Here is a 26,914-nt window from a genome sequence, read left to right as displayed (position 1 = left end):
CCGGCCTTTTTCATGCCCTCAGCGCTCGCCGGACCAAGGCATCGGCGCCGGTCCTCTCCGCCAGAGACTTGGTCCACGCAACTACGCGATCGAAGGCTGCGAGGCTGGCGAGCAGCGCGCCGTTCGCAACGCTGGGACGCAACATGAGGAAGCTGGCGCAGCGGACGCTGTCAGTGCGGAATTGCGCCTTGTGCGCCCCGTCGCCCTCGGTGAAGTCGAAATAGCGGAAGCGCCGTTCGGCAAAGAGCTGTTCGAGCGCCGCCAGCTGGAGGACCGTGCCGGGCGAAAAATCCGCATGACGCGGGTCGTAGCCGAGATGGGCATAGACCAGCGTGTCACGCTCGATCGGAAGGTAGAGATAGGCGACAGGTTCGCCATGCAGAAACAGCAGGAAGGCGCGCAGGCGATCTGCCTCCGCGAGCCGGTACATGGCGGCACGGGCCTGTTCGTCGTCCGGCAGTCCGGCATCGAGCAGCCGCGCCTGATAGGTCAGGCGGGACAGCGGCAGGGCCAGTTGCAGGAAGCGCTCGATCTCGTCCGGGGTGCGATACAAGCGCAGATCGAGGGTTCCGCCCTCCGCCTCCTCGAACTTGCGTCGCTTGCGCCTCAGTGTCGACCGGGTCTTGCCCGAAAAACGCGCCATATAGGCATCGTAGGTTCCGGCCATGTCGATGTAGCTGCGCTCGTAGGTTTCGCGCGCTCCGACCAGAAATCCCGGCATCACCTCGAGCAGCCGGGTTTCGGCGCTGACGGGTGCCGAGAGGATGCGCAACCCTTCGACCGAGGTGAGCTGAGGAACCGCGGGCACGCGTCCGTCGAAGATGTCGTGCAGCGAGAATGCCAGCGTGGCGACATCGCGCTTGACCGTCAGCAGCCGTCGCGAGCCAATGGTGAAGGCGACTTCGTAAGGCGCGGACAATGAGCTTTGGGCTTTCACTTCGCCCCGTAAAGCCGGTTCGCGACGAATTGTTCCGCCATTCGCGCAATGCTGCGAACCGGGTTCTGCCGCATCGCGCCAGCGCCCGTCTCGTCCCCCACCTGTGGCGGACGACTGCGGAAGGTGGCGCTGTCTGCCCCCGTCATATTGGCGAGACTGCGGCAAAAAGCGGCAAAGCGCCGGGTCAAAATCCTGTTTGGTCGGGTTCGGTCGCGGCTCATCAGCTCGAAACTATGGCTGACGAGGTTGAAGGATTCCACCTTCTCGCTCACGCAGTAGCGCAGCGCAGCCTCGAGCTCCCAATGCGATAGCGCGGTAATCTGCGCGTGGCGTGGACCGCCGACACTGGGGATCGAGCCGACCGGAACTTCGATCGCGCCTTCGTGGCGCACCACGCTCTGGTCGGCCTGCGACAGCGAAATGCGGCAGTCGGACGCTGCGATCCCCGGCACATGGCTGCTGTCGTAGCGGATGCCGACCGTGCGCAGCGCGCGCAAGGTCGCATCGTCGGCCCCGTAATTGCCTGCGCGAAACGCGGTCGGGGGAGGGGCCCCGGCGGCAACCAGGTGGTCGCGTGCCAGTCCGAGCAGTTCGACCTGCTCAGCTTCGGTGAACTGGTACAGATTGTTTCCGGTCCGCTTGCCGAGCGGATTGGCATCTCCGGCGATCTCGAGCCATTCGGGGTGAAGGTGCAATTGCACTTCGTGCCCGCGCTCGAGGATCGGTTCGACGACCGCGGCGACCGCGCCCGTTCCCCAGATCAGTGCCGGCATCGGGTCGACGAAGAATACGCCCTTCAAGCCGTGCGAATCCATCACTTCCATCTGGTGAACGATGCCGACGTCGCCTTCGCTCGTGCGGCAGGTGATCGAGCGGTCGAAAATCTCCGCGCGCGCATGCGTGCCGAGGCGCACGGCCAGACCTGCCGAGTATTCGGTGTCGATGGTGATATAGACCGCGGTCATGGCGCGCATCCTATCACCGGGCCGTTAACTATTCGACACCGCGGCAGGCTTTGCCCGCAGTTGGCGCGAATAGACCCAGCCGATGCCGATCAGGCTGAAGCCCAGCGCCATGAAGCTGGCGATCCGCAGCAGCCCCTCGAGACCCGCCGCGTCGACGATGAAGACCTTGGCGACCGCGATCAGCATTAGGACAAGCGATCCGACGCGCCAACTGCGTTCCTGCAGCCTGCTGCCGAGGAAGAGGAAGAAGAGGGCGAGCACGATACCCAGCAGCGAACGCAGCAGGTCCTCGGTCTGGGTCATGGGCGCCTCGACGGCAATAGACCCTGCGAAGACCTGCCGCAGCAATGTGAGTGCACCGATGCTGACGAGTGCCATGACCACTGCATCGGCGACAAGGCGCGCGCGTTCGCCGAGCCAGAGCCGCAGCGACAGCGCCGCTGCCACGGCGATGGCATAGGCGGCCAGCGCGAGGTTCGCGATGGGGAGCGGGCCGAGCGCCTGCCGGTCCCACAGCGGATCGTGCAGAAGGCCCGTGTAAAGAGCGAAGTGGACAAAGGAGAGTGCGGCGAGGCCGATGGCGAGGGTCCTGCTGGCGCCAAGCTTGGCAACGCCGGTCGCAGCGATCCACGCGAGCCCGACCAGCAGCGCTTGCCAGAGGGTCCGCTCGGCGAGGCCCATTGCGACGAAGCGGGTCTGCGTTTCGATCGCGAAGACCTCCTTGAACGTAATGTGCGCGATGACGAGCATCATGGGAAGCGCGAGCCAGTGCAGGCGCATCGGACGCGGCAGGCCCTCGATGGGCGGCCACCGCAGTGCGAACAGCGCGGCGGTAATCGGCAGCAGCCTCAGACCGACAACGGCGGGCACGGGCAGGTCGCTCAGGTAGACGGGATCGCCCGCGAGCGAGGTCACACCGGCTTCGAGCCACAGGCCTAATGGCTCGATGGCCCAGAGTGCGGAAATGGCGAGCGCGACCACCTGTGCGGCAATGCGCGGGCGCTGGAGATAGTAGATGGCGAGTGCGAGCAAGGCCGCGCTCCATGCGAGCGCCTGTTCGGGGAGCACCTGAGCGAGCGTGCCATAGGCGAAGAATGCCGCGAGTGCCTCTGCACCGCGTCGGGCGGTGTCGTTCGAGGTCACGCGCCATGCCAGAGCGGCAAAGGGCAGAGTGACCGCCAGCCACCGGAGCAGCCCGGTGAAGCCAAGACTTTCCGGGCTCCAGCCACTCAGATGCTCGATCTCTCCGTAGAACCTGTCGGTGAAGGGCAGGGCCAGAAGGGTGGCAAATGCCGCGGCCCAAAGTACGGTGGCGAGGTGCTTTTCTCCCCTACCGCGCAGGAGCACGAAGAGCCCGGCAAAGACGGCGGCGGCCATCGCCGGTGCGGTCCAGGCAGGCGTCACCATCAGCAGCGCCGCGAAAACGAGTGTGGCAGCGCTGGCAAGCGCGATGGTCAGGTCGAGCGCATCGCTGCGCCACTTGCGCCATGCGGCGACACCGGGGACCAGCGCGAGCGCCGCGCTGGCGAGGGCAAGCAGCGGCTCGCTGAGGTCGACGTCGAAGCTCCCGAATGTGCCATAGGTCACCGCGCCGATGCCAAGCGCGACGCCGCAGGCTTGCCACAGGTCGATCGGCCGGTCCTCGCCCCGCCAGATATGCGCCAGCGGCACGAGCGCGAAGACCGCCGCGAGGCCCACGGCTACCGATGCGAACATCCCGCCCGCTGCATCGTCCCATTGGGCGAGCAGAAGCACGCCGACCACCGCGGCGATGGCATTGGCCTCGCGCATGACGGAATTGCGCCAGCCGAAGAAGGCGAGTGTCGCGCCGAGCAGTATGTGGAGAGCCCAGGCGAGCGGGGCATAGCCGCCCTGGTCGACGAGCAAGGCCAGTTGCACGCTCGCAACGAAAGCCGAGGCGAGGCGCAAGGGGCGCTCCCAGCGCTCGGCGCCGGTAAGGGCGGGGAGCACGGCTCCCAGGACCACGAAATATAGGCCGAGCGCGAGGATTTCCGCCACTCCAGGATCGCCCGAAAGCAGCAAGAGCGCGCCCCAGCCGAGGCCGCCGACAAGGGCCGCGATCCCCATCCACGGGCGGCTCTGGCTGCGTCCGGAGACCGTCAGCCCTGCGGTCACGAGGCCCAGGTAGAGCGACAGTAGCGGCAGGTTCGCCTCCTCGCCGCCGACGAGTGCAGGCGCGGCAAATCCGCCGACGAGGCCCAGCACGGCGCTCGGCAGCCCGAATCGGAAGGACAGGGCGATGGCGCCTGCCGTTACTGCTGCGAGGCCGAGGAAAGCGACCGTCTGCCCGACCAGCCCGTATTGCGTGCCGGCAAGGTAAAAGCCCGCGTACAGCGTCGCGAGGCCTGCGCCCGCCAGCGCCTGCGTCACGCGCGGATCGGCCACGCGCTCACGGAACCGGAAGGCTGCTTCGGCCCCTGCGAGCAATGCGAAGCCGAAGAAAAACGCCATGATGACGCGCACGAGCGGCGTCAGCAGGCCGGACTCGATCGAGTAGCGCACGAGGAAAACACCTGCGACCGCCAGCGTGACGCCGCCTGCCCAGATCGGCAAGCGCCGCCCGAAAATATCCTCCAGGTCGAAGCTGAAGCGGCTGGCGAGGGCTGGCTCGGGTTCGTCGGCGACGATGGCCGGTTCCTCAGCAGATTCCGGCTCTCGCTGCGGCTCGGGTTCCTCCCCCAGCGCGACCGGCTCCGCCTCTTCGCGTATCAGCCTGACAGTGGGGATGGAAATGCTCTGCGGCGCGGGAGGCGGAGGGGGCTGGACCTCCGCGACCTCCTCCGGCTCAGCCTCGGGTGCCGCCTCGACACCCCGCCGCTGCAGATCCAGCAGCAGGTCGTACATCCTGTCCTGCACGGCATCGAGCGATCCAAGCCGCGTTTCGGCGCTATCTAGCCTCCGCCAAAGATGCACGACCACAGCGCCGAGCGCGAGGATGACAATCCATTCCATCGTGCGATCCCTCCGCGTGCCACGCTAGCGCGGGCGCGGCGCGGTGCAATGTCCGATCAGATTCCGCCGGGGGTAAAGTCGAAACCGGCGGTGGCGAGGCCGTCGCAGAGGCTATCGACGCAACTTTTGAGATCGCCCTCGTCGGTCGAACGGACTACGAAATTAGCGCCGACCCGACCTTCGCGGAAGAAGGGGTAGCTGCCGATCTGGCACTTGGCATGCGCCTGTTCGACCTGTCGTAGGATGTCCGCAACCTCGCTTTCGGGAGTCCAGCATCCCACGGTTTCGGACAGCAGCGGTGCACCACCCTCGAGCGTCCCCGTCAGCGCATCGAGCATGCCGGCGGTGATGTGCGGAACGCCGGCCATCAGATGGATATTGCCGAGCTTGATCCCCGGCGCACCCGACATGCGGTTCGGGATCAGCTCTGCGCCCTCGGGGACGCGGGCCATGCGCAGCCGCGCCTCGGTCAGCCCGCCCGGCTTGTCGGCATAGTATTTCTCGAGGATCGCCCGTGCCTGCGGGTGGACGACGACCGGCACGCCGAGCGCCTCGGCCACGGCATCGACCGTGATGTCGTCGTGCGTCGGGCCGATCCCGCCGGTGGTGAAGAGATAGTCATAGCCCTCGCGCAGCGCGTTCACCGCCTCGACGATCCGCTCGATCACGTCGGGCACCACGCGCACTTCGGACAGGCGAATGCCCTGCACCTGCAACCAGCTGGCAACCTGCGCGATGTTCTTGTCGTGCGTGCGCCCAGAAAGGATCTCGTCGCCGATCACGACGAGGCCCGCGGTATAGATGCGTTCGGTCATGCGCCGGTGGGTAACGCGGTTGGCGAGCGAATGCTACTCCGCAGCTTCGAGCTGTTCGTCCACGCTGCGCGCATTGGCGCCGTGACGGCGGAACTCGAGCAGGCCGTCATCGACCGGGTCTTCCTTCATCCGCTTGCGGTCGATGACGTATTCCTGGTTGAGCCGCCAGGGATAGGCCACCGCGTTGCGCGGCATGATGTGCTTGCCGCGCTGGATGTAGCCCGAGGAGAAGTCGAAGATGTCGTCTTCCTCGATCGCGGCTTCGGCCTGCGGGGTGAGGACCGGTTCGGCCACGTCGACGCCCTTGGCCTTGCTCTGATTGAGCACGCGGCAGACGAAGTCCGAATTGATGTCCGCCCGCAGCGTCCAGCTGGCGTTGAGATAGCCGAACACCACCGCGAGGTTGGGCACGTTCGAGAACATGCAGCCCTTGTAGTAGAAATGCCGCGCCAGATCGATCGGCTGGCCTCCCTTCGACAGCGCGATCTTGCCTGCCACGGCGAGCTTGAGGCCGGTCGCGGTGATCACGATGTCGGCCGGCAGGAAACTGTCGTCTGTCAGGCGAACACCACCCTTCTCGAAGGCCTTGATCTGGCCGGTCACGACCTCGGCCTTGCCGCTCTTCAGCGCCTGGAACAGGTCGTCGTCGGGCACCAGGCATAGCCGCTGCTCCCACGGGTTGTAGGGCGGGGTGAAGGGGGCGAGATCGTAGTCCTTGCCCATCGATTTGCGGATGCGCTTGTGCAGCCCGTCCTTCACCTTCTGCGGCTTGTTGCGCGCCATCTTGAAGCTGAAGTCCTGCATCGTGATGTTCTTCCACCGGGTGATCCGGTAGGCGAGCTTTTCGGGCAAGATCTTGCGCAGGAAATTGGCCAGCGCATCCTTCGCCGGGCGGCTGAACATCCAGGTCGGCGTGCGCTGGAGCATGGTGACCTTGGCAGCCTTGTCGGCCATCGAGGGGACGATGGTCACCGCCGTCGCGCCCGAACCGATGACGACCACGTTCTTGCCGGCATAGTCGAGGTCTTTCGGCCAGAACTGCGGATGGATAACCTGGCCTTCGAACTCGCCGAAATCGAAACCGGGATCATAGGGCTCGTCGTAGTCGTAATAGCCCGAGCCGAGATAGAGCCAGTTGGCGGTGAGGTGCTTCTTCTCGCCCTCGGCGGTCTCCAGCGTCACATGCCAGCGCGCCTCGTTTTCGCGCCAGTCGGCGGCGAGCACCTTGTGGCCGAACCGGATGTGCTCGCGGATGCCCCGCTCATCGACGATCCGGTCGAGGTATTCGAGGATCGCGGGGCCGTCAGCGATCGATTTCTCGTGCTTCCAGGGCTCGAAATCGAAACCCAGCGTGTGCATGTCGCTGTCCGACCGGATGCCGGGATAGCGGAACAGGTCCCAGGTCCCGCCGAGGTTGTCGCGCCTCTCGACGATGACGAAACCGTGGTTCGGCGCCTTCTCCTTCATATGCGCCGCCATGCCGATGCCGGAAATCCCCGCACCTACGATCATCACGTCGAAATCGGTCGCCGTATTCGTCATTTCACTCTCCCAAGTCGGGCGAACGTAACCCAGAGTGCAGCGCAGCGCCAGCCTCAGTTGCAGGGCGCAACCTAACTGGCGTTTTCGCTCGATTCTGATCGGTCCGTCCGCGTTACCGGGGCTTCGCTCTCGCTTTCGACGATTGCGTGGGTTAGGGCGGCTGCGACGGGGAGTACCTTCAGCATATGTCGAACAGCGATAAGTCCCGGCCGCGGCGCGTCACCTCGATCGATGTGGCCGAGCTCGCGGGTGTGAGCCAGTCGACCGTCAGTCGCGCCCTTTCCGGATCGGAGACCATCACCGAAGCGACCCGCCGCCGCGTGGAACTGGCTGCGGAACAGCTCGGATACCAGGTCAATGCCCGCGCGGCCGGCCTTCGCCGCGGCGAGACGGGCACCATCGCCATCGTCGTGATCGGGCGCCAGGGGCATGGCCCGACCGCGGTCAACCCCTTCTACTACACGCTGCTCGGCAGCACCTGCGCGGCGGCGGCCGAGCGCGGGTACGAGGCACTGGTTTCGTTCCAGGCCAGCCCCGACGAGTTCTTCGGCCACTATGTGGCGCGGCGGCAGGCCGACGGCGTCGTCGTCCTCGGCACCGCGACCAACGAACCCGCTTGGGAATACTTCCGCAGTTGCGCCGAAGGGGCGGGGGGCATGGCCTTCTGGGGGTCTCCTTTCGATGACAGCGTCTGGGTGCGTTCGGACAATCGCGAGGGTGGTCGCCTGGCGGTCGAGCGGCTCGTCCGGGGCGGCGCGCAGGACATCGTCTTCGTCGGCGATACCGGTTCCTCGCAGCGCCAGTTCCACGAGCGCTTCGAAGGCTATCGCACGGCGATGATCGATTCCGGGCTGATCCCGCGCGATCCGGTGGTGAGCGAGGGCGAGGATCGCGTATCGCAGGGCCGCAATGCGATCGCACAATTGGTTCAATCGGGCGAACGTTTCGACGGGCTCTTCTTCGCCTGCGATGCCATGGCTCTCGGAGCCCTGGAGGAACTGGCCGCGCGCGACATCGCGGTGCCCGAAACGGTCGGGGTGATCGGCTTCGACGGTCTCGGTTCGGGCGAATTCAGCGCGCCGCCTTTGACCACGGTCGAGCCCGATTTCGCGCAGGCGGGCAAGCTGCTCGTCGAGACCGCCCTTGCATCCGAAGACGAGCGTCCGGAGCGGCGCGTCGCCGTCCATCTGGTCGAGCGCGCCAGTGTGCGCTGACCCAAGCCAAATTCAGTGAGGAGAGAAAAATGAAGACCAGCATCGCCTCCGTCCTTGCCGTGCTCTTCGCCGGCCAGGCGGCCTTTGCGCAGGATCCGCAGCCGAGCCCCAACCCGGTCGAGGAACAGGAGGTCGACGCCTCGGCGGACACCGGCCCGGCAGAGGGTAGCGGAATGGCGGTGGCGGCGGCACCGGCGAGCGCCAATCCCGCAGCCGAGGCCAAGGAAGAGGAGAAGTGGGACATCACCGCGCCGCGCGGGGCGGTGATCCGGCAGGTGCCGATCCGCACCGACGAGGGTACCTGGATGGATGTCGACGTCGCCCCCGACGGACGTACCTTGGCGTTCTCGATGCTGGGCGACATCTACACCATGCCGATCGCGGGCGGCACGCCGACTCGGATCGCCGAGGGCCTCGCCTGGGAAGTCCAGCCGCGCTTTTCGCCCGACGGACGTCGCATCGCCTTCACCAGCGACCGCGGCGGCGGCGACAATATCTGGATCATGAATGCCGACGGTTCGGACAAACGCCAGCTGACCAAGGAAGATTTCCGCCTGCTCAACCAGGCAAGTTGGTCGCCCGACGGAAATTACATCGTCGCCAAGAAGCATTTCACGACGCAGCGCTCGCTCGGAACGGGCGAGATCTGGCTCTACCATGTCTCGGGTGGCGGGGGCGTCAAGCTGGTCAAGCGCGCCAGCGAGGCGCTGCAGAAGGAACTCGGTGAGCCGGTCTATTCGCCCGACGGCAAGGCGGTCTATTATTCGCGCAACGTCACCTCGGGGCCGATCTTCGAATACGCGCAGGATTCGACGCAGGGCACCTTCGCCATCGAACGCTACGAACTCGCGACGGGCGAGGTGACCACGGCGGTCAGCGGCTTTGGCGGCGCGGTGCGTCCGCAGCCCTCGCCCGACGGCAAGAGCATCGCCTTTATCCGCCGCGACAAGGACCAGACCGAGCTGTGGGTCAAGGATCTCGCCAGCGGCCAGCAGCGCATGATCTATGGCGATCTCGACCTCGACATGCAGGAAACCTGGGCGGTCCATGGCTTCTATCCGCTGATGGACTGGATGCCCGACGGCAACTCGCTTGTGCTGTGGGCAGGCGGCAAGATCCGCCGCGTCGCAGCCGACGGCAGCGGTGCGACCGTCATTCCCTTCAGTATCGACGATACGCGCGGCGTGGCCGACGCTCCGCATCCGGTGATCCCGGTGTCGCCCGACAGCTTCACCGCCAAGATCCCGCGCTTCGCCAGCGTGTCGCCCGATGGCCGGACGGTCGTGTTCGAAAGCCTTGGCAAGCTCTATGCGAAGCCGGTCGCGGGCGGCACCGCGCGACGGCTCACGACAGGCGACGACGCTGCGCTCGAATTGTGGCCCTCGTGGTCGCGCGACGGCAAGCGCCTCACCTATGTCCGATGGACCGACCAAGGTCTAGGGCAGGTCATGACCGCCGCTGCCAACGGCTCGGGCGCCCGCGCGATCACGCGCATGCCCGGCCACTATGCCAACCCGAAATTCTCGCCCGATGGCAATACGATCGTCTTCGAGAAGCGCTCGGGCGGCTATCTGACCTCGCCCGAATTCTCCGAGAACGAAGGCATCTACCGGATCGCTGCTTCGGGCGGCACGCCCGAATTGGTGGCACGCGACATGTCGAGCCCGCAATTCGGCGCGTCCAGCGACCGTGTCTTCATGCTCGGCCGCAACGACGGCAAGCTCCAGCTCATCTCCGCCGATCTCGACGGCGAGGCACGGCAGGTCCATGCCGAGGGCGAGCTGGCGACCGAATACCACGTCAGCCCGCGCGGCGATTTCGTCGCCTTCCGCGAGAATTACGAAGTCTTCGCCATGCCGCTGATGCCCGGCGGGCAGGCGGTGACCGTGGGCGAGAAGGCCAGCTCGCTTCCGGTCGTGCGCGCGTCGAAGGGCGGGGCGGACTATATCGGCTGGAGCGAGGGCGGCGACATGCTGACCTGGTCAATGGGGCCGGTGCTATACCGTGCCAGCCTCGCCTCGATGTTCGCCAATGCGCCGAAGGACAAAGACGCGCCCAAATTCGTCCCGCCGACCAGCGGCACATCGCTCGAGCGGACCATCGCCGCCGACAAGCCGCGCGGAACGGTCGCGCTGACCGGCGCCAAGATACTCACCATGACCGGCGATGGCGCGGGCGAAATCGCCAATGGCACCATCGTCATCACGGGCGACCGTATCGCCGCTATCGGGCCGGCCGCTTCGGTCGCGATCCCGCAAGGCGCGACGGTGATCGATGCGAGCGGCAAGACGATCATGCCCGGCCTGGTCGATGCGCATGCGCATGGGCCGCAGGGGACGGGTGACCTCGTGCCGCAGCAGAACTGGTCGCTGGTCCAGAACCTCGCCATGGGCACGACGACGATCCACGATCCGTCCTCGCAGGCGAGCATGATCTTCGCCGCCTCGGAACGGCAGCGCGCAGGATCGCTGCTGGCCCCGCGCATCTTCTCGACCGGCGAGGTGGTCTATGGCGCCAAGGCGCCGGGCGTCTACGCGCGTATCGACGGCTACGAAGACGCGCTCGACCATATCCGCCGGATCAAGGCGCAGGGCGGGATCTCGATCAAGAACTACAACCAGCCGCGGCGCGACCAGCGACAGCAGGTCGTGGCCGCCGCGCGCGCCGAGAACATGCTGGTTGTGGCCGAGGGCGGTTCGCTGTTCGGCATGGACATGAACCTGATCGCGGACGGCAATTCGACCGTGGAGCACAATGTTCCGGCCGAGCACTTCTACGAAGACGTGCTCCAGTTCTGGAGCGGATCGCAGACCAACAACACCCCGACACTGGTGGTCACCTATGGCGGCCTGGCGGGCGATCCCTACTGGCGGCAGGCGACCAATGTGTTCGACAACCCGCTGATGATCCACACGCCGCAGCGCCAGCTGATCGCGGATACCGCACGGCGGATCACTGCGCCCGACTGGGCCTTCGTCGATGACGACAGCGCTCGCGAGGCGCGCAAGCTTGCCCAGCGCGGGGTCAAGATCAGCATCGGTGCGCACGGACAGCAGGCCGGGGTCGGCCCGCATTGGGAGCTGTGGAGCTTCGTGCGTGGCGGCATGACGCCGGTCGAATCGCTGCGTGCCGGCACGATCGAATCGGCGCGCTCGCTGGGCATGGACCGCGACATCGGCAGCCTCGAGGTCGGCAAGCTCGCCGATCTCATCGTGCTCGATGCCGACCCTAGCGAGAACATCCGCAATTCGGACAAGATCGAGCGCGTGATGCTCGGCGGTCGGCTCTACGATTCGCGGACGATGAACGAGGTCGAGACGGGCAACAATCGCCGTCTGCCCTATTGGTGGGAATAGGATGAAAAAAGGGCGGCACGGAGCAAGTCCGGGCCGCCCATTCCTGCGCGCCTGTCCAGCCGCGGTCAGGCGTCGCGAATATGGTCGAGGAAACCGTCCACCCGGCTCTTGAGCGCCCCGGCCTGACCTTCCAGCTCGGTAGCCGAGTTGAGCACCTGGCTCGCGGCCGTGCCGGTGGCGAGGCTGGTTTCACGGAACTCTTCGATATGCGCCGAGACTTCTTCGGTCGCGCGCGCGGCGAGGTCGATGCTCCGGGCAAGGTCCTGCCCGGCGACCGATTGCTGGTCGACCGCGCTGGCGATCGAGACCGCCGTCGCCTCGAGTTCCTTGATCTGCGCCGCGATCGAGCGCAGCGCGCCGACGCTGGCGCCGGTCGAATCCTGCATCGCGTTGATCTGCTTGGCGACTTCCTCGGTCGCCCGGCTGGTCTGTGCGGCGAGTTCCTTGACCTCGCTCGCGACCACCGCAAAGCCGCGCCCGGCCTCACCGCCACGCGCCGCCTCGATCGAGGCGTTGAGCGCGAGCAAATTGGTCCGCTGGGCGATCGACTGGATGAGCTGGACGATCTTGCCGACCTGATCGGCCGAGCTGGCGAGTGCCGAGATCGTGTCGTCCGCGCCATTGGCGGCATGCGTCGCCTTGCGGGCGAGTTCTGCCGAATGCGCGGCCTGGCGGCTGATCTCGCCGATCGACATGGCGAATTCGTCAGACGCGGCGGCGGCCGCTGTGACCCCGTGCGAGGCCTGTTCCATCGAGGCGGATACGCGATGCGACTGGCCGGCCGCCTGTTCGGCGGTCGAGGCCATTCCCGAGGCGGTCGCATTGAGCTGGCTGGCGGCGGTGGCGACACCGCTCACGACATCGCCGACGCCGCTCTCGAAGTCGCTTGCCATGCGGATCAGATCGGCCTTGCGCTGCTTGGCGGCCTGCTTGCGGTCCGCGAACAATTCGTCGAGCTTGTGGCCGGACTTGAGGAAGACTTCGAGCGACCGCGCGAGGCTGCCGATCTCATCCTTTCTGCCGAGTCCGGAAACGGTGATGTCGCGTTCGCCCTGGGCGAGGCGCCGCATGTCGTTGGCGACCCGCAGGAAGGGCGCGATGACTTGGTCGAGGATGAGCTTGAGGCTGTAGTATCCGCCGGCGAGCGTGACGGCGGCGATCGAGATCACGCCGACCCGCGCCGCTCCGGCGAAGCTCGGGAATGTCAGTCCCGCCAGGGCGAGGACGGCGATCGCCAGCACGCCGCCGAGCGTGAGAGCGGATGCCAACTTCGCCTTGGCCGCGAGCGATTTTCCCATGAACCAGTCGGACAGGGGCGAGGGCTGATATTCCGATTGCACGTAGCCGATGTCGACATCGGCGATTTCCTGTACCAGATCGTCGGCTATGATCGAGCTATGCGCGTTCATCCTCGAGCACCCCCCTTAAGGCTGCATCAACCCTAAGGGGGAATTGCTTGAAATCGCGTTAAGCTGCGCGCACGTGCTCGAGGAAGCGTGAAACCTGCGATTTAAGCGTGCTGGCCTGCGCTTCGAGTTCGGTCGAGGAATTGAGGACCTGGCTCGCGGCAGCGCCGGTGGCGAGGCTGGTTTCGCGAACCTGCGACACGTTGGAGGAAACCTCGTCGGTCGAACGCGCGGCGAGGTCGATACTCCGGGCAAGGTCCTGCCCGGCGACCGACTGCTGGTCGACTGCGCTGGCGATCGAGATGGCGGTCGATTCGAGTTCCTTGATCTGCCCCGCGATCGAGCGCAGCGCGCCGACGCTGGCGCCGGTCGAATCCTGCATCGCGTTGATCTGCTGCGCGATTTCCTCGGTCGCCCGGCTGGTCTGCGCGGCGAGTTCCTTGACCTCGCTCGCGACCACCGCGAAGCCGCGGCCCGCTTCACCCCCGCGCGCGGCCTCGATCGAGGCGTTGAGCGCGAGCAGATTGGTGCGCTGGGCGATCGACTGGATCAGTTCGACGATCTTGCCGACTTGCTCGGCCGAGCTGGCGAGCGCCGAGATCGTGTCGTCGGCGCCATTGGCCGCGTGAGTCGCCTTGCGCGCGAGCTCGGCCGAATGCGCGGCCTGGCGGCTGATCTCGCCGATCGACATGGCGAATTCGTCCGAAGCGGCGGCGGCGGCGGTAACCCCGTGCGAGGCCTGTTCCATCGAGGCGGTGACGCTCGTGGTTTGCAGCGACGCCTGTTCGGCGGTCGCGGCCATCGACCCGGCAGTTTCCTTCAATTGCGCGGAGGCCGACGCAACGCCGTTGACCACTTCGCCGACCGTCGCTTCAAATCGCTTGGCAAACTGAACCATCTCCTGGCCGCGCTCGCGGCGGAGGGCGTCCTGTTCCTTCGACATTCTCTCGACCTGCCATGCGGCCTGGAGGAAGACCTCGAGCGAGCGCGCCAGATCGCCGATCTCGTCGCGGCGGCCGGTCGCGGGAATGTGGATGTCCTTCTCGCCCCTGGCGAGGCGCGAGGCGACGTCGGTCATCCGCCGCAGCGTGCCCGACACGTCGCGGCCGATGAAGCGCGCGCTCGTCCAGGCGATGCCGAGCGCGAGGACCGTGACCGTGAAGAAGGCGACGAAGAGCCACATCACCATGGTCCGCGACTCCGTGTCGGCGGTTGCGCCGATGTCCTCGATCTCGCCGCGGGTGGCACTCGCCAGCTCGACGAAATCCTGGCCCTCGCCATAGACGCTGTCGGAAAATGCCTGCCATTGCGCCTGGGTCCCACGCGACAACTCCGCCGCCTTGACCCGGCTGCGCAGCGCGGCGAGCATCGTGTCGAGCCGTTCGACCTGCGACAGCACTGCCGGAGCGGCTGCGGCGACATGGGTTTCCAGTCGGGCAAGGTCGCGGTCGGTTTCGTTGAATGCGTCCTGCGCCGCGGCCAGGTCTGCCTGTTCGCCGGATACGGCATAGCGCTGCACGAACAGCCGGCCGGTGTTGATATCGGCCACCATGCGTTCGGCAGTCACCGCCGCAGCCGAAAGCGTCATGCGCTCGGCGCGTGCCTGAAGCGCGAAATAGCCGCCGAGGCAGGTCGCGAGAAGGCACAACAGCACGACCGCCATATTGGTCGAGGCGATGGCCCAGAGCTTCTGGCCGACCGACTTGTCCGACAGCCAGCGGTTGAGGCCCCGAGCCGTATTGCCGTCATCCTCTTCGCCGGCGATTCCAATCGAACCGACACCGATCGCATCGGCCAGATGGATGTCGGGCACGGTATCCTGTTCGGCGGTCATGCCGCTGGCGATATCCTGCAGAGCGCTCATGCGACCTTGCTTCCTTTGTCTTGGGATTTCCGCGACCGCCCGATGGGCTTGCCGAGGTGTTGGGCGATGTCTTCAGCGGGCATCGCTTTGAAATAGAGCCAGCCCTGGATCTGGTCGCAGCCGGCGGCGCGGACCATGGCGGCCTGTTCTTCGGTTTCGACGCCCTCTGCGGTGACGCCCATCTTCATGGCGCGCGCGACGGTGATGCTCGAAAGCATCATCGCACGGCTGCCGTCGTCCTCGCTCGCCTGGACCACGAGGCTGCGGTCGAGCTTGAGCTTTTCGAAGCGGAACTGGCGCAGGAAGCCGATCGAGGCATAGCCGGTGCCGAAATCGTCGAGCGAGATCTTGACCCCGAAGCTGCGGATGAGCGCGAGGCTGCGCTCCGCGACGACCGGGTCGAGCACCAGGCAGGTTTCGGTGATTTCGAGCTCGAGGCGTTCCGGATCGAAGCCGGTTTCCTCGAGGATGTGGCCGAGCTGGATCGGGAATTCGGGATTGCGGAGTTGCGCCGCGGAGATGTTCACCGACAGCGTGATCCCGTTCCACTCGAGCGCGTTGCGGCAGGCTTCGCGCAGGACCCACAGGCCGATCGAATTGATCAGCCCGCTCTCTTCCGCCACCGGGATGAAGACGTTGGGGCCGATACATTTGCCGTCGGGGCGTTCCCAGCGAAGCAGGCATTCGACCGCGACGATCACGCGCGTGTTGCTGTCGACCAGCGGCTGGAAGTGCAGGCGGAACTCGTTCCGCGCGAGCGCCTGCCGCAATTCGTCGTCCATTTCCTTGAGCTGTTCGCGGCTCTTGTCGAAGCTGGGGCTGAACCAGGTGCAGCGCATCTTGCCGCCGCGCTTGGCGGCATACATTGCGATGTCCGCGCGCCGAAGCAGTTCCGACGAGGGAACATCGTCCTGCACGGTCCGGCGCGCGAGGCCGATGCTGGCCCCCAGCGTCAATCGGCGGTCCTCCACATGGATCGGCTTGGCGAGTCGTTCGATGATTCGCCGGCAGAGCCCTTCCAGCAGCGTGCCCGCCACCGGTCCGCCGATCATCATGGCATATTCATCGCCGCCGAGGCGGTAGACGCCGGCCTCGCCATCGCTGATCTGCCTGAAGATATCGGCGCATTCGCGGATCGCGGCATCGCCGACGAAATGGCCGTAGTGATCGTTGATCAGCTTGAATCCGTCGAGGTCGATCATCGCCAGTGCGACCTCGTGGCCCTGCCGGTATTCATGCTGGATGTCGAGGTGCAGGGCACGGCGATTGGGCAGCAAGGTGAGGCTATCGGTGCGCGCCAGCCGTTCGACCCGGTTGAGGTGGCGCAGACCGACAAAGGCGCAAACGACCGTCGCGATACCGAAGGCGAGCGCGCCCACGCCGAGGAGCGTGGCGAGCGAAACGAATTCGAAATAGCGATTGGCGAGCGCCGCCGCCCAGGTCAGCACGAAAATGACGGCCAGAACGGCCATCGGCGCGAAGATCACGGTCCGCGTACTATCGCTCTCGCGAAACCCGTGCGAACTCGAAATCATCCCCTGACACGCGCCCCCTTTGTCGTCAGATTACCGCCTAGAGCGCATTCGCTAAGGAAGCGTAAACCACCGGTTTACCTTGCTTATACGCGTGCCGAGGCGTCAGAAAGAAGCCGCGCGCAGGCGGGGTTCGGCCTTCGGATATTCCTCCAGAACCGGGCTGTAGAGCGACGATCCGAATTGGGCCGGCTTGAACCGCTCGGTCTGTCCGACCACGGTTTCGCCCGCGCCGAGCATCAGCCATCCATCGGGAGCGATCCCGCTCGCGAGTCGGCTGAAGGCCGTGGCCCGCGTCTCGGGGTCGAAATAGAGCAGCACGTTGCGGCACATCACCAGGTCGAACCGTCCCGGCGAGGGCGGATAGTCGAGGATATTGTGCTGCTGGAAGCGGATCATCGAGCGGATCTTGTCCGCGGCCTGCCACTGCCCGTTGCTCTCGGCGAAGAAGTTGAGCATTTGCGCGACGCTGATCCCGCGCTGGATCTCGAACTGGGTGTAGAGCCCGCTGCGGGCCGTTTCGATCGCCTTGCCCGACACGTCGGTGCCGAGGATCTCGATCGTCCAGTCCCTCCAGCGACCCGGCTGTTCGGCGAAGATCATCGCCAGGCTGAGCGCCTCCTGCCCGGTCGAGCAGCCGGCCGACCAGATCGACAGACGCTTCCTGTTCTCGCGCTTGCGCGCGAGATCGGGCAGCACCTGGTTGGCGAGCACCGAAAAATAGGCGTGGTCGCGAAAGAAATAAGTCTCGTTGTTGAGCAGTGCCTCGACCACCCTGGTCGCGAGGCGGTGTTCGCCCGGGCGCTCGAGCATGCAGGCGAGCTGGTCGACATTCTCGATACCGAATTCGCGAAACAGGCCCGACAGGGCGCTGGCGACGCGCCACCGACGGCCTTCCGTCAGTTGCTGTCCCGTACGCTGCGCAAGAAGTTCCCCAATGATGTGGTGCGAAGCGTCGTCTACTGCCATGCGTCGGCTCCTGTGCTCGCGATGAGCTTTTCGGCAAGTTCGGCGGGGGGAAGGACGGCGGCTGCCAGACCCTGTTCGGCGATCGCGCGCGGCATCCCCCAGACGGCGCATGTTTCTGCGCTCTGGGCGTAGATTGTTCCCCCTGCGGAAAGGATCGAGTGGGCACCCTCGGTACCGTCGCGGCCCATGCCCGAAAGCAGCACGCCGGCGACGTGGCCGTCATAGGCTTCGGCCAGCGTCTCGAACATCGGATCGACCGAGGGCATGCAGCCGCTCTTCACCGGGTGATAGGCGAGGCCGAGAACGCGGCGGCCCCCCGATTTGCGGACCACCATGTGGCCGTGGCCGGGGGCGATGTAGATCACGCCGCGTTCGACGGGAATGCCCTCGTCGGCGAGCACGGCACGGCGTCCCGCAGCGGCTTCCACCTGCTGGGCGAATACCGGAATGAAACTCGCCGGCAGGTGCTGGGTAACGAGGATCGGGAGGTCGAAATTCGCCGGTACCTTTTCCAGGAACAGGTTGAGCGCGTGGATGCCGCCGGTGGAGGCACCGATGGCGACGACCTGCGGCGCCTTGCCGGACCGCCGGGTCGCGGCGGGCGCAGCATCCGGCGCATCAGGCGCACGGCCTTTCAGCGCGCGAATCTTGCCGAGAAGCGTGGAGCGGTACTCGTCGTCGAACCCGCCCGGCCGCGGCTTGAGCATGGTATCCGCCGCGCCCAGCGAGAGCGCCTTGACGGTCGACTCCGCACCGTCCGCCGTCAGCGAAGAAATCACCAGAACCTTGGTGTCGGGCGCCGCAGTCATGATCTTCGGGAGCGCCTCGAGGCCGCCCATGCCGGGCATTTCGAGGTCGAGCAGCATCACGTCGGGTCCGGCCTTGGCGAGTTCGGCGAGCCCGCTCTCCGCCGTGTTCGCCGTGGCGACGATGTGCATGTCGTCTTCCTGCTGGATCATGCGCGAGAAGACGGTGCGGACGGTCAGCGAATCATCGACGATCATCACCCGCACCGGGTCGGCGCAGGTCCCGCTGGTGGCACCCGTACCCCGGAATTCGGAACGCAGAGGAGCGCCCATGGAAGCCTCCTCAGGCCATGCCGACAAGCTGGAGCTTGATCTGCAGAGTTTCGTGGTCGAACGGCTTCATGACGTATTCGTCGGCGCCCGCGCTGATCGCTTCGCGGATGTGCGCGACGTCGTTCTCGGTGGTGCAGAAGACCACCTTGGGCTTGTCGCCACCGTCCCGCTGACGCAGCTGGGTGATGAATTCGATGCCCGTCATGACCGGCATGTTCCAGTCGAGCAGGACCACGTCGGGCATGGCCTCGGCGCATTTGTCGAGGCCTTCCTGGCCGTTTTCGGCTTCCTCGACGGCGAAGCCCAGCGTCTCGAGAATATGTCTCGAAACCTTCCGGATGACACGCGAATCGTCGACGATAAGGCAGGATTTCATGTGAATGACCTCTGGTGTTTTCCAGCGTTTCCTATCGCCGGAGGGTAACTATTCGCTTAAGCCGCCTGGGCGACGGGGCCCGAAACGAGCGTTTCGATATCGATCAGCAGCGTCGGGCCGGTATCGGTTTCCACCAGCCCGCGCGCGGCGGCTTGCCAGCCGGCGCCGAAGCCGCCGGGTACCTCGATGGCATCGCTACGCGCTTCACCGACATCATAGGCGGCCTCGACCAGCAGGGCGTAGAGATGGCCATCGACATCGACCACCGCCGCGCGCTGCTCGGGGTTCTCGGGCTGGCTTTCGAAGCCGAGCGCGACCGAGCAGTCTATCACCGTCAGCGCCTGGCTGCGCAGCGCGGTGAGCCCGCGAATGAAGCGTGGCACACCGGGCAGTGGAGTGATGTCGCCGACTTCGATCACCGATTGCACGCGAACTGCGGGGATTGCGGCGTTGCGCCCGGCGATGCGGCACAGGAGCAGGAGTTCGTTCATGCGGTCTTCCCCGATCGGGCTTGCTTGAGCGCGGCGAGCAGGGCCTCGCGGTCGTAGCGATAGATGCTGTCGTTCGCACCGTCGGGTGCTTCGGGTTCGGGCCGCAGGCGAATCACGCGGCGTGCGGGACCCGGGGGCGTCGCTTGCTCCTCGGCCAGCTCGATCGCGACATCCGCTTCTTCCTGCGCGTCGGTGGCGATGCGGTAGCCGGCCGCCTCGACCAGCGGCTCGAGGATCGTGCGCGCCCAGTCGCTGCGCGCGGGCAGGCGGCAGGTCATCGGCTGGGCGCTGGCCTGGGGGCGGCGATGGCTGGCGAAGAGCGCGTGGCCGTCGATCACCGGCACGGGCTTGTCGCCGATCAGCGTCACACCCTCGATCGAGGGATCGGCCGCTGAAGGAATGATGTCGCCGTCCATGGCGGCCGCGTCGAGCACTTCCTGAACCGCGTAGGCGACTTCGCAATCGCCGTCCGACAGGCGCAGCAGGCGACATTTCTCTTCCGGCAGCGGACCGTATTCGTGGCCTACCAGCGTGAAGATCGCGCCATCGATGACCGCCTGGGCACGGGCCCCTTCGATATCGATCGCTTCGCGGGCGACGGTATCGATCCGGCGCACCAGTTCGAGCCGGACCGCACGCCGGCGGCCGTCGAGCCCGGTGAAGAGCATGATCGGCTGGCTCTTGCGCTGTTCGACCTGCTCCTCCTCGACCACGCGGGTCGCGCTGCGCATCTCGTTCACCAGCTGGTACTTCTGCGCGATGCTCGGCAGGTCGAGCAGCATCATCGGGCGACCGTCGTCGAGCAGCGTCGTGCCCGCATAGAGGCCGGTTTCCATGACCGCGGGTGCGATCGGCTTCACTACCACGTCCTCGTGGTCGTAGACGCGGTCGACGGCGAGCGCGAACACCTCCTCGCTGGCGAGGCGGATCAGCACCAGCGTCTTGTTCCGCCACTCGATGTCCTCGAGCGCCTTGGTGCCGAGGATGGTGCCGAGCGAGAGGCAGGGCACACGCTTGCCGCGGAAGGTGACGAGCTGGCGTTCGCCGGCCTCGGCGAATTCGACATGTTCGCTGGAGCCGAACACGATTTCCTCGACGAAACTGCGCGGGACCGCGTAGCGCTGGCTGCCGCTGCCCACGGTGAGCGCGGCGATGATGCTGAGCGTCAGCGGCAGCTTGAGGTAGAAGCTGGTGCCTTCGCCGGGCTTGCTGACGACGTCGATCGATCCGCCGACGCGCTCGAGATTGGCGCGCACGACGTCCATGCCGACCCCGCGGCCCGAAACCGCGCTGACCTTGTCGGCGGTCGAGAGGCCGGGTTCGAAGATGAGATGCTGCTTGCGCCGTTCCGACATCGCGTCGACTTCGGCCTGACTGTAGATGCCGGCGGCAACCGCCTTTGCGGCGAGGCGGTCGGTGCCGATGCCGCGCCCGTCATCGGTGATCGCGAGGGTGATCTGGTTGCCCGACTGGCGTGCGGCGAACTTGAGCAGGCCGAGCTCGCGCTTGCCGGCCCTGATGCGCTCGCCGGGGCCTTCGAGACCATGATCGAGCGCATTGCGGATGATGTGGGTCAGCGGGTCGCGGACCATTTCGACCATCTCGCGGTCGAGTTCGACCTCGCCGCCCTCGAAATCGACCATGACCTGCTTGCCGAGTTCGTTCGACAGGTCGCGGACGAGGCGCGGGAGCGAGCTGAAGAGATGTTCGAGCCGCTGCATGCGCATGCGCGTGATCGCGGTGCGGACGTCGGCGAGGATGGTGCTCAGCCGGTCGAAGGGGCCGTCGATCTCGGGCTGTTCGCCCGCGTCGCGCAGCCGCCGGGCAAGGTCGTTGCGCGCCAGGACCATGTCCGACACGCCTTTCATCACTTCGTCGAGCAATTCGGTGGGCAGGCGGATCGAACGCTGGACGCCGGCGCTGCGTGCCGCCTTGGGGGCGGCGGTCTCTTCGCTGTCGGCGGACATCGGCGCGGAAGGGGCTTCCCTGGATTCGCCGACGATCTCGACCGTCTCGCTCGGTTGCAGTGCTTCGATCAGCTCGTCGTCGCCGCCGTCGGGAAAGTCTTCGCCCGCCTCGATCGAATCGGTCATCTCGCTGATGCGGTCGATGATCGCCAGCACCGCCGAAACGAGCGCGCGATCGGGATCGCGGCGGCCCGAACGGCAATCGGCCAGCGCGTCTTCGGCGGCATGGCTCAGCTTTTCCAACCGAGGGAAGTCGAAGAAGCCGCAATTGCCCTTCACCGTGTGGACGAAACGGAAAATCGTATCGAGCCGCGCCTTGTCGGCAGGGTCGGCCTCCCAAGCGACGATCTCGCCGCCGCTCGCCTCCAGCATTTCCCGGGTTTCCGCGACGAAATCCGCCAGCAGGTCGTCCATGATCAAAAAGCCCCTCGTACGATGAGACCGGCTATGGACGAGGATGGTTAACGTTTGGTGTGGGTTCAGGGCCTCTTTTCGGGCCCCGAGCGCAGCACTCGCCAGACTACATAGGCGGCCAGGGCGCCGCCCGCGAGATTGGCGCATAGTTCGGCGGCATAGATCGCCGACGAGCCCCAGTTCGCGCGCAGCAGCCAGCCGAAGGGCAGCATCACGAGAAACACGCGCACTGCGCTCTGGGTGAGGGCAAATCCGGCCCTGTCCACCGCATTGAGCGCGCCGTTGGCGACGATCAGCAGGCCGAAACCGGCATAGCCCCAGACCGAGATCGCGAGGTAGCGCGAGAATTCGTCAATGACCGCAGGATCGTCGGTGAAGAAGTCGGCGAACCAGTCGCCGGTGAAGAACAGCACCAGCGCTATCGCCGTCCCGTATCCGAGGCAGAACAGCGCCGACCACCACATCGCCCGGCGCGCGCGGTCGGCGCGGCGGGCGCCCCAGTTCTGGCCGACGATGGCGCCGATCGAGCCCGAGAGCGCGAGCAGCGGCACGACCGCGAAGCTCTGCAGCCGTCCAGCCGCGCCGAAGCCGGCCACCGCCGCCTCGCCCTGGCTGGCGAGCAGCGCGGTGAGGACCGAGAGGCCGATCGGATTGATCGCATTGGAGAAAGCGGCGGGTCCGGCGACCGAGAGGATCGCCTTGCTCGAGGCGGCGACGTCGCAATCGCGGATGGTCGCGGGGTGGATCTGCAATTGCGCCCCCCGGATCAGCCACAGCGCGACGAGGATGGCGAGGAAGAAGCCCGCGATGGTCGCATAGGCGGCGCCGGCGATGCCGAATCCGCCGATCCCGAAGGCGCCGGTGATCAGGATCGGGTCGAGTATCCAGTTGGCGATCGAGAAGGTCAGCGAGACGTAGCTGGTCTTGCGCGCCTCGCCCTGTCCGCGGAGCACCCCGTTGAGCCCCATCTGCAGCAGCATCACCGGCAGCCCCAGCGCATAGGGGCGCATGTATTCGCGGATCAGTGGGAGCAGCGCGTCGGAGGCCTGCATCAGCCCGAACAGCGGATCGAGCAGCAGGTAGAGCGCCAGCCCCAGGATCACGCCGGTGGCCAGCGCGAAGATCGCGCCGAAATTGGCGCGTCGTTCGGCCCGCGCGACGTCGCCTTCGCCGAGCGCGCGGGAGATGACCGAATTGATCCCCACCATGACCCCGACGCCGAGGCTCGACAGCGCGATGGTGATGGGGAAGATGAAGCTCACTGCGGCGAGCTCCTGGGCGCCCAGCCGACCGATGAAATAGGCGTCGATCAGTCCCACCGACATGATCGCCGCGACGCCGAAGATCATCGGCAAAGTCTGCCCGACGAGATGGCCGCGAATGCTCCCCCGGGTGAGTTTGGCCGTCTCGCTCATCGAGCGGGGCGTTAGCGGGGCAGGGGCGGCTTGCCTAGCGCCAACTCCTCCTTGCTTGCGGACTCGCGGCCCGCCATGCGATACAGGTTGCGAAACAGGACTGCTGACGGAGAGAGCACGCCATGGCCACGCAGATGAAGACCCGCGATTTCGAATGCAGCGATGCCGAATGGCAGGCGCGGCAGGACCTCGCCGCATGCTATCGCATCTTCGACCACCTGGGTTGGGGCGAGAGCATCTACAACCACATCTCGGTCGCGGTGCCGGGCGAAGAGGACGTGTTCCTCATCAATCCCTTCGGCCTGCTCTATGACGAGGTGACCGCGTCGAACCTCGTCAAGATCGACGTCGAGGGCAACAATGTCGGCCCCTCGCAATACATGGTCAACAAGGCAGGCTTCACCCAGCACGCCTATTTCCACAAGACGCTGGGCAATCGCGCCAATGCGATCTGCCACGTCCACACCACCGCCACCATGGCAGTGTGCAGCCACAAGGGCGGGCTGCTGCCGACCAATTTCTACGCCTGCAATTTCCAGGGCCAGATCGGCTATCACGATTTCGAGGGGGTCACCGTGCGTCCGGAAGAGGGCGAGCGGCTGGTCGAAAATCTCGGCGATCATTCGATCCTGATGCTGCGCAACCACGGCCCGGTGGTGATGGACAAGACCATTCCGGGCATGTTCGTGAAGATGTGGGCGCTGCAGCGCGCCTGCGAGATCCAGGTGGCGACGCTCAGCCAGGGCGAGGCGAATATCATTTCGCAGGACGTCGTCGACGTCCACCAGCGCGACCTTTCGGTCATGGCTTCGCAGGGCGGGGCGGGCGTCTTCGATTTCGAGGCGTGGAAGCGCCGCGTGTCGAAGCTGGACGACAGCTGGAAATACTGACCGCCCGCGCTAGAAGCGCCCCATGACCAGCATGACCGTCAACGGGAAGCCGGTGCGCTTCCTGATGGACCCCGACACGCCGTTGTTGTGGGCACTGCGCGACGCTGCCAATCTCACCGGGACCAAATATGGTTGCGGGATCGGCGATTGCGGCGCCTGCATGGTCCATGTCGACGGCGAGGCGCTGCGCAGCTGCCTGATCACCATTGCCGAAGCCGAGGGGCGCTTCATCACCACGATCGAGGGTCTGAGCCGCGACCGTTCGCACCCGGTGCAACAGGCGATGATCGCCGAACAGGCGATCCAGTGCGGTTATTGCACGCCGGGCATCGTGATGGCGGCGAGCGCGCTGCTGGCGAAGACCGCGACCCCGAGCGAGGCGGAGATCAAGGCGGCGATCCCCAATCTGTGCCGCTGCGGCGTCTATCCGCGTCTGGTCCGGGCGATCGAGCGCGCCGGGCGGGTCGCGCGGCGGGCCGAAACGATCAGCGCCGCTCCCGCCCCCGGCGTGAGCGCCGGGGACGCCGCGCGGGAGATCCCCGCAATCAGCGCCCCCGAACGCAACGACTAGAGCGCCAGGCGAACGCCGATCCGCGCGCTGAAGGGCTCGGCGGGCTGGATGTTGTTGTCGCCGTGGGCGCTTGGGTAATAGTTCACATCGAACAGGTTCTCGATGTTGAGCTGGATGCTCACCCTCTCGCTGACGGCGTAATAGGCGGCGGCATCGACCCGGACGTAATCGGGCAGAATGACATCGCCGCTAATGCTTGCGAACTGCTCGTCCTGGTAGACCACGCCAGCGCCCAGGCCGAAGTTCTCGGTGAGGTCGACACGGTTCCACAGCGCGATCTGGTGGGTGGGCAACTGCTGGAGCGGGGTGCCGGCAGCCGCCCGATCGGTGTCGGTCCGGATCTCACCGTCGAGATAGGTGTAGCCTAGGCTTGCCTGCCAGTTCGGCAGGATTTCACCGGCGAGACTGGCCTCGAACCCCTCGACGCGGCTCGATCCGGTCAGGATGACGAAGCCCGGATTGGCTGGGTCGGCAGCCGTGGTGTTCGACCGGTCGAGACGGAAGATTGCCGCTGTCGCGAACAGCTTGGGCGTGATCGCCCACTTGGCCCCTAGTTCGTAGTTCTCGAACTTTTCCGGTTCGAGCTGCGCATCGGTGCTGCTCAGCGAGCTGAACTGGTCGCCCGACTGCGGCAGGAAACTCGTCGAATAGCTGGCGTAGAGGGAGAGGCTTTCCTGCGGCTTGACGATCACGCCGAGGCGCGGGCTCCACTTCTCGTCGACGCGATCGGTAGTGACCGGAGCCGTGGGGTCGATCAGATCGGTCGCTTCGAGGTCGAAGCGATCGAAGCGCAGGCCGCCGACCAGTTGGACGATGCCGAAATCGAGCTGTTCCTGCACATAGGCCGAGAAAGTGCCAAGATCGGTTTCCCTGGAGTTCGTGGTACGCCCGATACCCACGGCCGGAACGGGAATGAGACGCTGGAGCGGGCGGGTGATATCTTCGACGCCGCCGCCGAAATCGACTTCGGTGCGCAGGGAATTGGTCGACTGGTCGCCGACTTCGAAGCCGGCGAGGAAGGTACTACCGATGCCGCCGAAATCGGTATCCCAGACGAGGTTCGCCTGGCCAATCCAGTTCTGCCGGTCGGTCGTGCTGGTGTAACCGCCGAGATCCACGACCGTGCCGTCACTGCCACTCGGCACGACATTGGCGTAGAACTTGTCGTAGTCGGCGAACTGGCCGCTGACATTGACACTCAACTCGTCGGAAAACTCATGATCGAGACGCAAGCGCGCGATGTGGGCGATGTTGGTGGCGCGGTTGAAGTCGCGGTTGCCGAAAAAGGTCTTGTCAAACCCCCGGAGCGGGCCGTCGGCGGTGTTGGCATCGCCATCGTCGAGCGAGGGAATGCCACGGTCGGTCACGCGCGAATCGTCATCGTAGGTGTAGTGCGCGGTCAGCGTCGTGGTTTCACCCAGTCGGAAGCTTGCCGTGGGCGAAACGCCGATGAAACGCCCGTCGTAGAAATCGCGGTGGCTGGCGAACTCCTCGTAGGTGGTGTTGAGGCGCAGCGCGACCGTGTCCGAGAGTGTTTCATTGACGTCGGCGCTGAGTGCGAATGCGCCGAAGCTGTCGACCGAAGCATCGAAGCCGAGTTCGGTACCGGTGAACTTGGCCGTCTTGCTGACGCGGTTGATGATTCCGCCGCCGCCGCCGCGGCCGAAGATCAGCGCATTCGATCCCTTGAGAACTTCGACTCGGGCGACATTGTAGAGCGAGCGATAATACTGCGCGTCGTCGCGCAGGCCATCGAGATAGAAGTCGGCGGTGCTCGCCTGGCCACGGATGTAGACCTGGTCGCGATGGCCCTCGCCGGTATCGAGCGAAACGCCCGGGACATAGCGAAGCGCTTCGTTGAGCTGCGTTATGGCCTGGTCTTCGAGCTGGTCTTCGGTGATCATCGTGGCCGCCTGTGGCACGTCGATCAACGGGGTCGGCGTCTTGGTCCCGGTCGAACCGTCGGTGACATCATAGCCCTCGAAGGTGCCGGTCACGACGATGTCGCTAGGCAGATAGTCGCGCTCGGGCTGGGCCATATCATCGGCCTGGGCCGCGGTTGCCGTAGCTAGGAATGCTGCGCCGGCGAGGAGTGCGGCGCGCGAAAAACGATCCCTCATGGAGTACCTTCAGTCTTG

General features: G+C 65.9%; 19 protein-coding genes. 4 read left to right on the top strand and 15 right to left on the bottom strand.

Annotated elements, in window-relative coordinates; genetic code table 11:
- Positions 1-10: 10 nt before the first annotated feature.
- From K3181_RS12385 to K3181_RS12365, 5 genes are read right to left on the bottom strand one after another with little or no spacing between them, the layout of a single operon-like run.
- Complete coding sequence (locus K3181_RS12385; RefSeq protein ID WP_345725498.1) at positions 11-937, bottom strand: GNAT family N-acetyltransferase; 927 nt, start codon at positions 935-937, stop codon at positions 11-13.
- The gene (locus K3181_RS12380) at positions 934-1,902 is read right to left on the bottom strand and encodes a polysaccharide deacetylase family protein (RefSeq protein WP_221603397.1); all 969 of its coding nucleotides are present in this window, start codon (positions 1,900-1,902) and stop codon (positions 934-936) included. The genes K3181_RS12385 and K3181_RS12380 overlap by 4 nt, the downstream gene beginning before the upstream one ends.
- Before the next feature lie 24 nt (positions 1,903-1,926).
- On the bottom strand, positions 1,927-4,875 hold the full coding sequence (locus K3181_RS12375) for a DUF2339 domain-containing protein (protein ID WP_221603396.1): 2,949 nt from the start codon (positions 4,873-4,875) through the stop codon (positions 1,927-1,929).
- A 56-nt stretch (positions 4,876-4,931) separates the two neighbouring features.
- Positions 4,932-5,690 (bottom strand): competence/damage-inducible protein A, encoded by a 759-nt coding sequence (locus K3181_RS12370; protein WP_221603395.1) that lies wholly within the window; start codon positions 5,688-5,690, stop codon positions 4,932-4,934.
- Between the two features lie 33 nt (positions 5,691-5,723).
- A complete protein-coding gene (locus tag K3181_RS12365) occupies positions 5,724-7,232 on the bottom strand; it encodes a flavin-containing monooxygenase (RefSeq protein ID WP_221603394.1) in 1,509 nt (502 codons plus the stop codon).
- Between the two features lie 185 nt (positions 7,233-7,417).
- Here K3181_RS12365 and K3181_RS12360 point away from each other — a divergent pair, with 185 nt between their 5' ends.
- Together K3181_RS12360 and K3181_RS12355 are read left to right on the top strand one after the other, a co-directional pair.
- The gene (locus tag K3181_RS12360) at positions 7,418-8,446 is read left to right on the top strand and encodes a LacI family DNA-binding transcriptional regulator (protein ID WP_221603393.1); all 1,029 of its coding nucleotides are present in this window, start codon (positions 7,418-7,420) and stop codon (positions 8,444-8,446) included.
- Between the two features lie 29 nt (positions 8,447-8,475).
- Positions 8,476-11,802: an amidohydrolase family protein gene (locus K3181_RS12355; protein WP_221603392.1), complete on the top strand. Its 3,327-nt coding sequence runs from the start codon at positions 8,476-8,478 to the stop codon at positions 11,800-11,802.
- 65 nt (positions 11,803-11,867) lie between these two features.
- Here the strand turns inward: K3181_RS12355 and K3181_RS12350 are convergent, their stop codons facing one another.
- From K3181_RS12350 to K3181_RS12310, 9 genes are all read right to left on the bottom strand, one after another.
- Positions 11,868-13,211 carry a methyl-accepting chemotaxis protein gene (locus tag K3181_RS12350; RefSeq protein WP_221603391.1) on the bottom strand — a complete coding sequence of 448 codons (1,344 nt, stop codon included), beginning with the start codon at positions 13,209-13,211 and terminating at the stop codon, positions 11,868-11,870.
- A 58-nt stretch (positions 13,212-13,269) separates the two neighbouring features.
- Entirely contained in the window at positions 13,270-15,072 is a 1,803-nt protein-coding gene (locus K3181_RS15670) for a methyl-accepting chemotaxis protein (RefSeq protein WP_247715098.1), read from the bottom strand.
- The gene (locus K3181_RS12340) at positions 15,069-16,607 is read right to left on the bottom strand and encodes a putative bifunctional diguanylate cyclase/phosphodiesterase (protein ID WP_247715097.1); all 1,539 of its coding nucleotides are present in this window, start codon (positions 16,605-16,607) and stop codon (positions 15,069-15,071) included. The genes K3181_RS15670 and K3181_RS12340 overlap by 4 nt, the downstream gene beginning before the upstream one ends.
- 102 nt (positions 16,608-16,709) lie before the next feature.
- A complete protein-coding gene (locus K3181_RS12335; protein ID WP_221603390.1) occupies positions 16,710-17,573 on the bottom strand; it encodes a CheR family methyltransferase in 864 nt (287 codons plus the stop codon).
- On the bottom strand, positions 17,564-18,652 hold the full coding sequence (gene cheB, locus K3181_RS12330; RefSeq protein ID WP_247715096.1) for a chemotaxis-specific protein-glutamate methyltransferase CheB: 1,089 nt from the start codon (positions 18,650-18,652) through the stop codon (positions 17,564-17,566). Before cheB ends, K3181_RS12335 begins: the two co-directional genes overlap by 10 nt.
- Positions 18,653-18,662: 10 nt before the next feature.
- The gene (locus K3181_RS12325; protein WP_221603389.1) at positions 18,663-19,028 is read right to left on the bottom strand and encodes a response regulator; all 366 of its coding nucleotides are present in this window, start codon (positions 19,026-19,028) and stop codon (positions 18,663-18,665) included.
- A 56-nt stretch (positions 19,029-19,084) separates the two neighbouring features.
- Positions 19,085-19,519 carry a chemotaxis protein CheW gene (locus tag K3181_RS12320; protein WP_221603388.1) on the bottom strand — a complete coding sequence of 145 codons (435 nt, stop codon included), beginning with the start codon at positions 19,517-19,519 and terminating at the stop codon, positions 19,085-19,087.
- Positions 19,516-21,900, bottom strand: a complete 2,385-nt coding sequence (locus K3181_RS12315; RefSeq protein ID WP_221603387.1) for a chemotaxis protein CheA — start codon at positions 21,898-21,900, stop codon at positions 19,516-19,518. Before K3181_RS12315 ends, K3181_RS12320 begins: the two co-directional genes overlap by 4 nt.
- 65 nt (positions 21,901-21,965) lie before the next feature.
- The gene (locus K3181_RS12310) at positions 21,966-23,315 is read right to left on the bottom strand and encodes an MATE family efflux transporter (RefSeq protein WP_221603386.1); all 1,350 of its coding nucleotides are present in this window, start codon (positions 23,313-23,315) and stop codon (positions 21,966-21,968) included.
- A 122-nt stretch (positions 23,316-23,437) separates the two neighbouring features.
- Here K3181_RS12310 and K3181_RS12305 point away from each other — a divergent pair, with 122 nt between their 5' ends.
- Complete coding sequence (locus K3181_RS12305; protein ID WP_221603385.1) at positions 23,438-24,205, top strand: class II aldolase/adducin family protein; 768 nt, start codon at positions 23,438-23,440, stop codon at positions 24,203-24,205.
- A gap of 22 nt (positions 24,206-24,227) precedes the next feature.
- Complete coding sequence (locus K3181_RS12300) at positions 24,228-24,776, top strand: (2Fe-2S)-binding protein (protein WP_221603384.1); 549 nt, start codon at positions 24,228-24,230, stop codon at positions 24,774-24,776.
- Here K3181_RS12300 and K3181_RS12295 read toward each other — a convergent pair.
- Complete coding sequence (locus K3181_RS12295; protein ID WP_221603383.1) at positions 24,773-26,896, bottom strand: TonB-dependent receptor; 2,124 nt, start codon at positions 26,894-26,896, stop codon at positions 24,773-24,775. The genes K3181_RS12300 and K3181_RS12295 overlap by 4 nt on opposite strands.
- Between the last annotated feature and the right edge of the window lie 18 nt (positions 26,897-26,914).

This window comes from Qipengyuania mesophila (assembly GCF_019711655.1).
Classification (GTDB): Bacteria; Pseudomonadota; Alphaproteobacteria; order Sphingomonadales; family Sphingomonadaceae; genus Qipengyuania; species Qipengyuania mesophila.
Note: the sequence above shows the minus strand (reverse complement) of the source record. Positions and strands in the feature narration are given on the sequence as shown.

Bases quoted from the DNA above. Each gene is read 5' to 3' on its own strand.
- K3181_RS12305 (WP_221603385.1), top strand. From the start codon at position 23,438: ATGGCCACGCAGATGAAGACCCGCGATTTCGAATGCAGCGATGCCGAA.
- K3181_RS12375 (WP_221603396.1), bottom strand. From the start codon at position 4,875: ATGGAATGGATTGTCATCCTCGCGCTCGGCGCTGTGGTCGTGCATCTT.
- K3181_RS12370 (WP_221603395.1), bottom strand. From the start codon at position 5,690: ATGACCGAACGCATCTATACCGCGGGCCTCGTCGTGATCGGCGACGAG.
- K3181_RS12320 (WP_221603388.1), bottom strand. From the start codon at position 19,519: ATGAACGAACTCCTGCTCCTGTGCCGCATCGCCGGGCGCAACGCCGCA.
- K3181_RS12310 (WP_221603386.1), bottom strand. From the start codon at position 23,315: ATGAGCGAGACGGCCAAACTCACCCGGGGGAGCATTCGCGGCCATCTC.
- K3181_RS12315 (WP_221603387.1), bottom strand. From the start codon at position 21,900: ATGGACGACCTGCTGGCGGATTTCGTCGCGGAAACCCGGGAAATGCTG.
- K3181_RS12300 (WP_221603384.1), top strand. From the start codon at position 24,228: ATGACCAGCATGACCGTCAACGGGAAGCCGGTGCGCTTCCTGATGGAC.
- K3181_RS15670 (WP_247715098.1), bottom strand. From the start codon at position 15,072: ATGAGCGCTCTGCAGGATATCGCCAGCGGCATGACCGCCGAACAGGAT.
- K3181_RS12325 (WP_221603389.1), bottom strand. From the start codon at position 19,028: ATGAAATCCTGCCTTATCGTCGACGATTCGCGTGTCATCCGGAAGGTT.
- K3181_RS12355 (WP_221603392.1), top strand. From the start codon at position 8,476: ATGAAGACCAGCATCGCCTCCGTCCTTGCCGTGCTCTTCGCCGGCCAG.
- K3181_RS12340 (WP_247715097.1), bottom strand. From the start codon at position 16,607: ATGATTTCGAGTTCGCACGGGTTTCGCGAGAGCGATAGTACGCGGACC.
- K3181_RS12380 (WP_221603397.1), bottom strand. From the start codon at position 1,902: ATGACCGCGGTCTATATCACCATCGACACCGAATACTCGGCAGGTCTG.
- K3181_RS12360 (WP_221603393.1), top strand. From the start codon at position 7,418: ATGTCGAACAGCGATAAGTCCCGGCCGCGGCGCGTCACCTCGATCGAT.
- K3181_RS12335 (WP_221603390.1), bottom strand. From the start codon at position 17,573: ATGGCAGTAGACGACGCTTCGCACCACATCATTGGGGAACTTCTTGCG.
- K3181_RS12295 (WP_221603383.1), bottom strand. From the start codon at position 26,896: ATGAGGGATCGTTTTTCGCGCGCCGCACTCCTCGCCGGCGCAGCATTC.
- K3181_RS12350 (WP_221603391.1), bottom strand. From the start codon at position 13,211: ATGAACGCGCATAGCTCGATCATAGCCGACGATCTGGTACAGGAAATC.
- K3181_RS12365 (WP_221603394.1), bottom strand. From the start codon at position 7,232: ATGACGAATACGGCGACCGATTTCGACGTGATGATCGTAGGTGCGGGG.
- cheB (WP_247715096.1), bottom strand. From the start codon at position 18,652: ATGGGCGCTCCTCTGCGTTCCGAATTCCGGGGTACGGGTGCCACCAGC.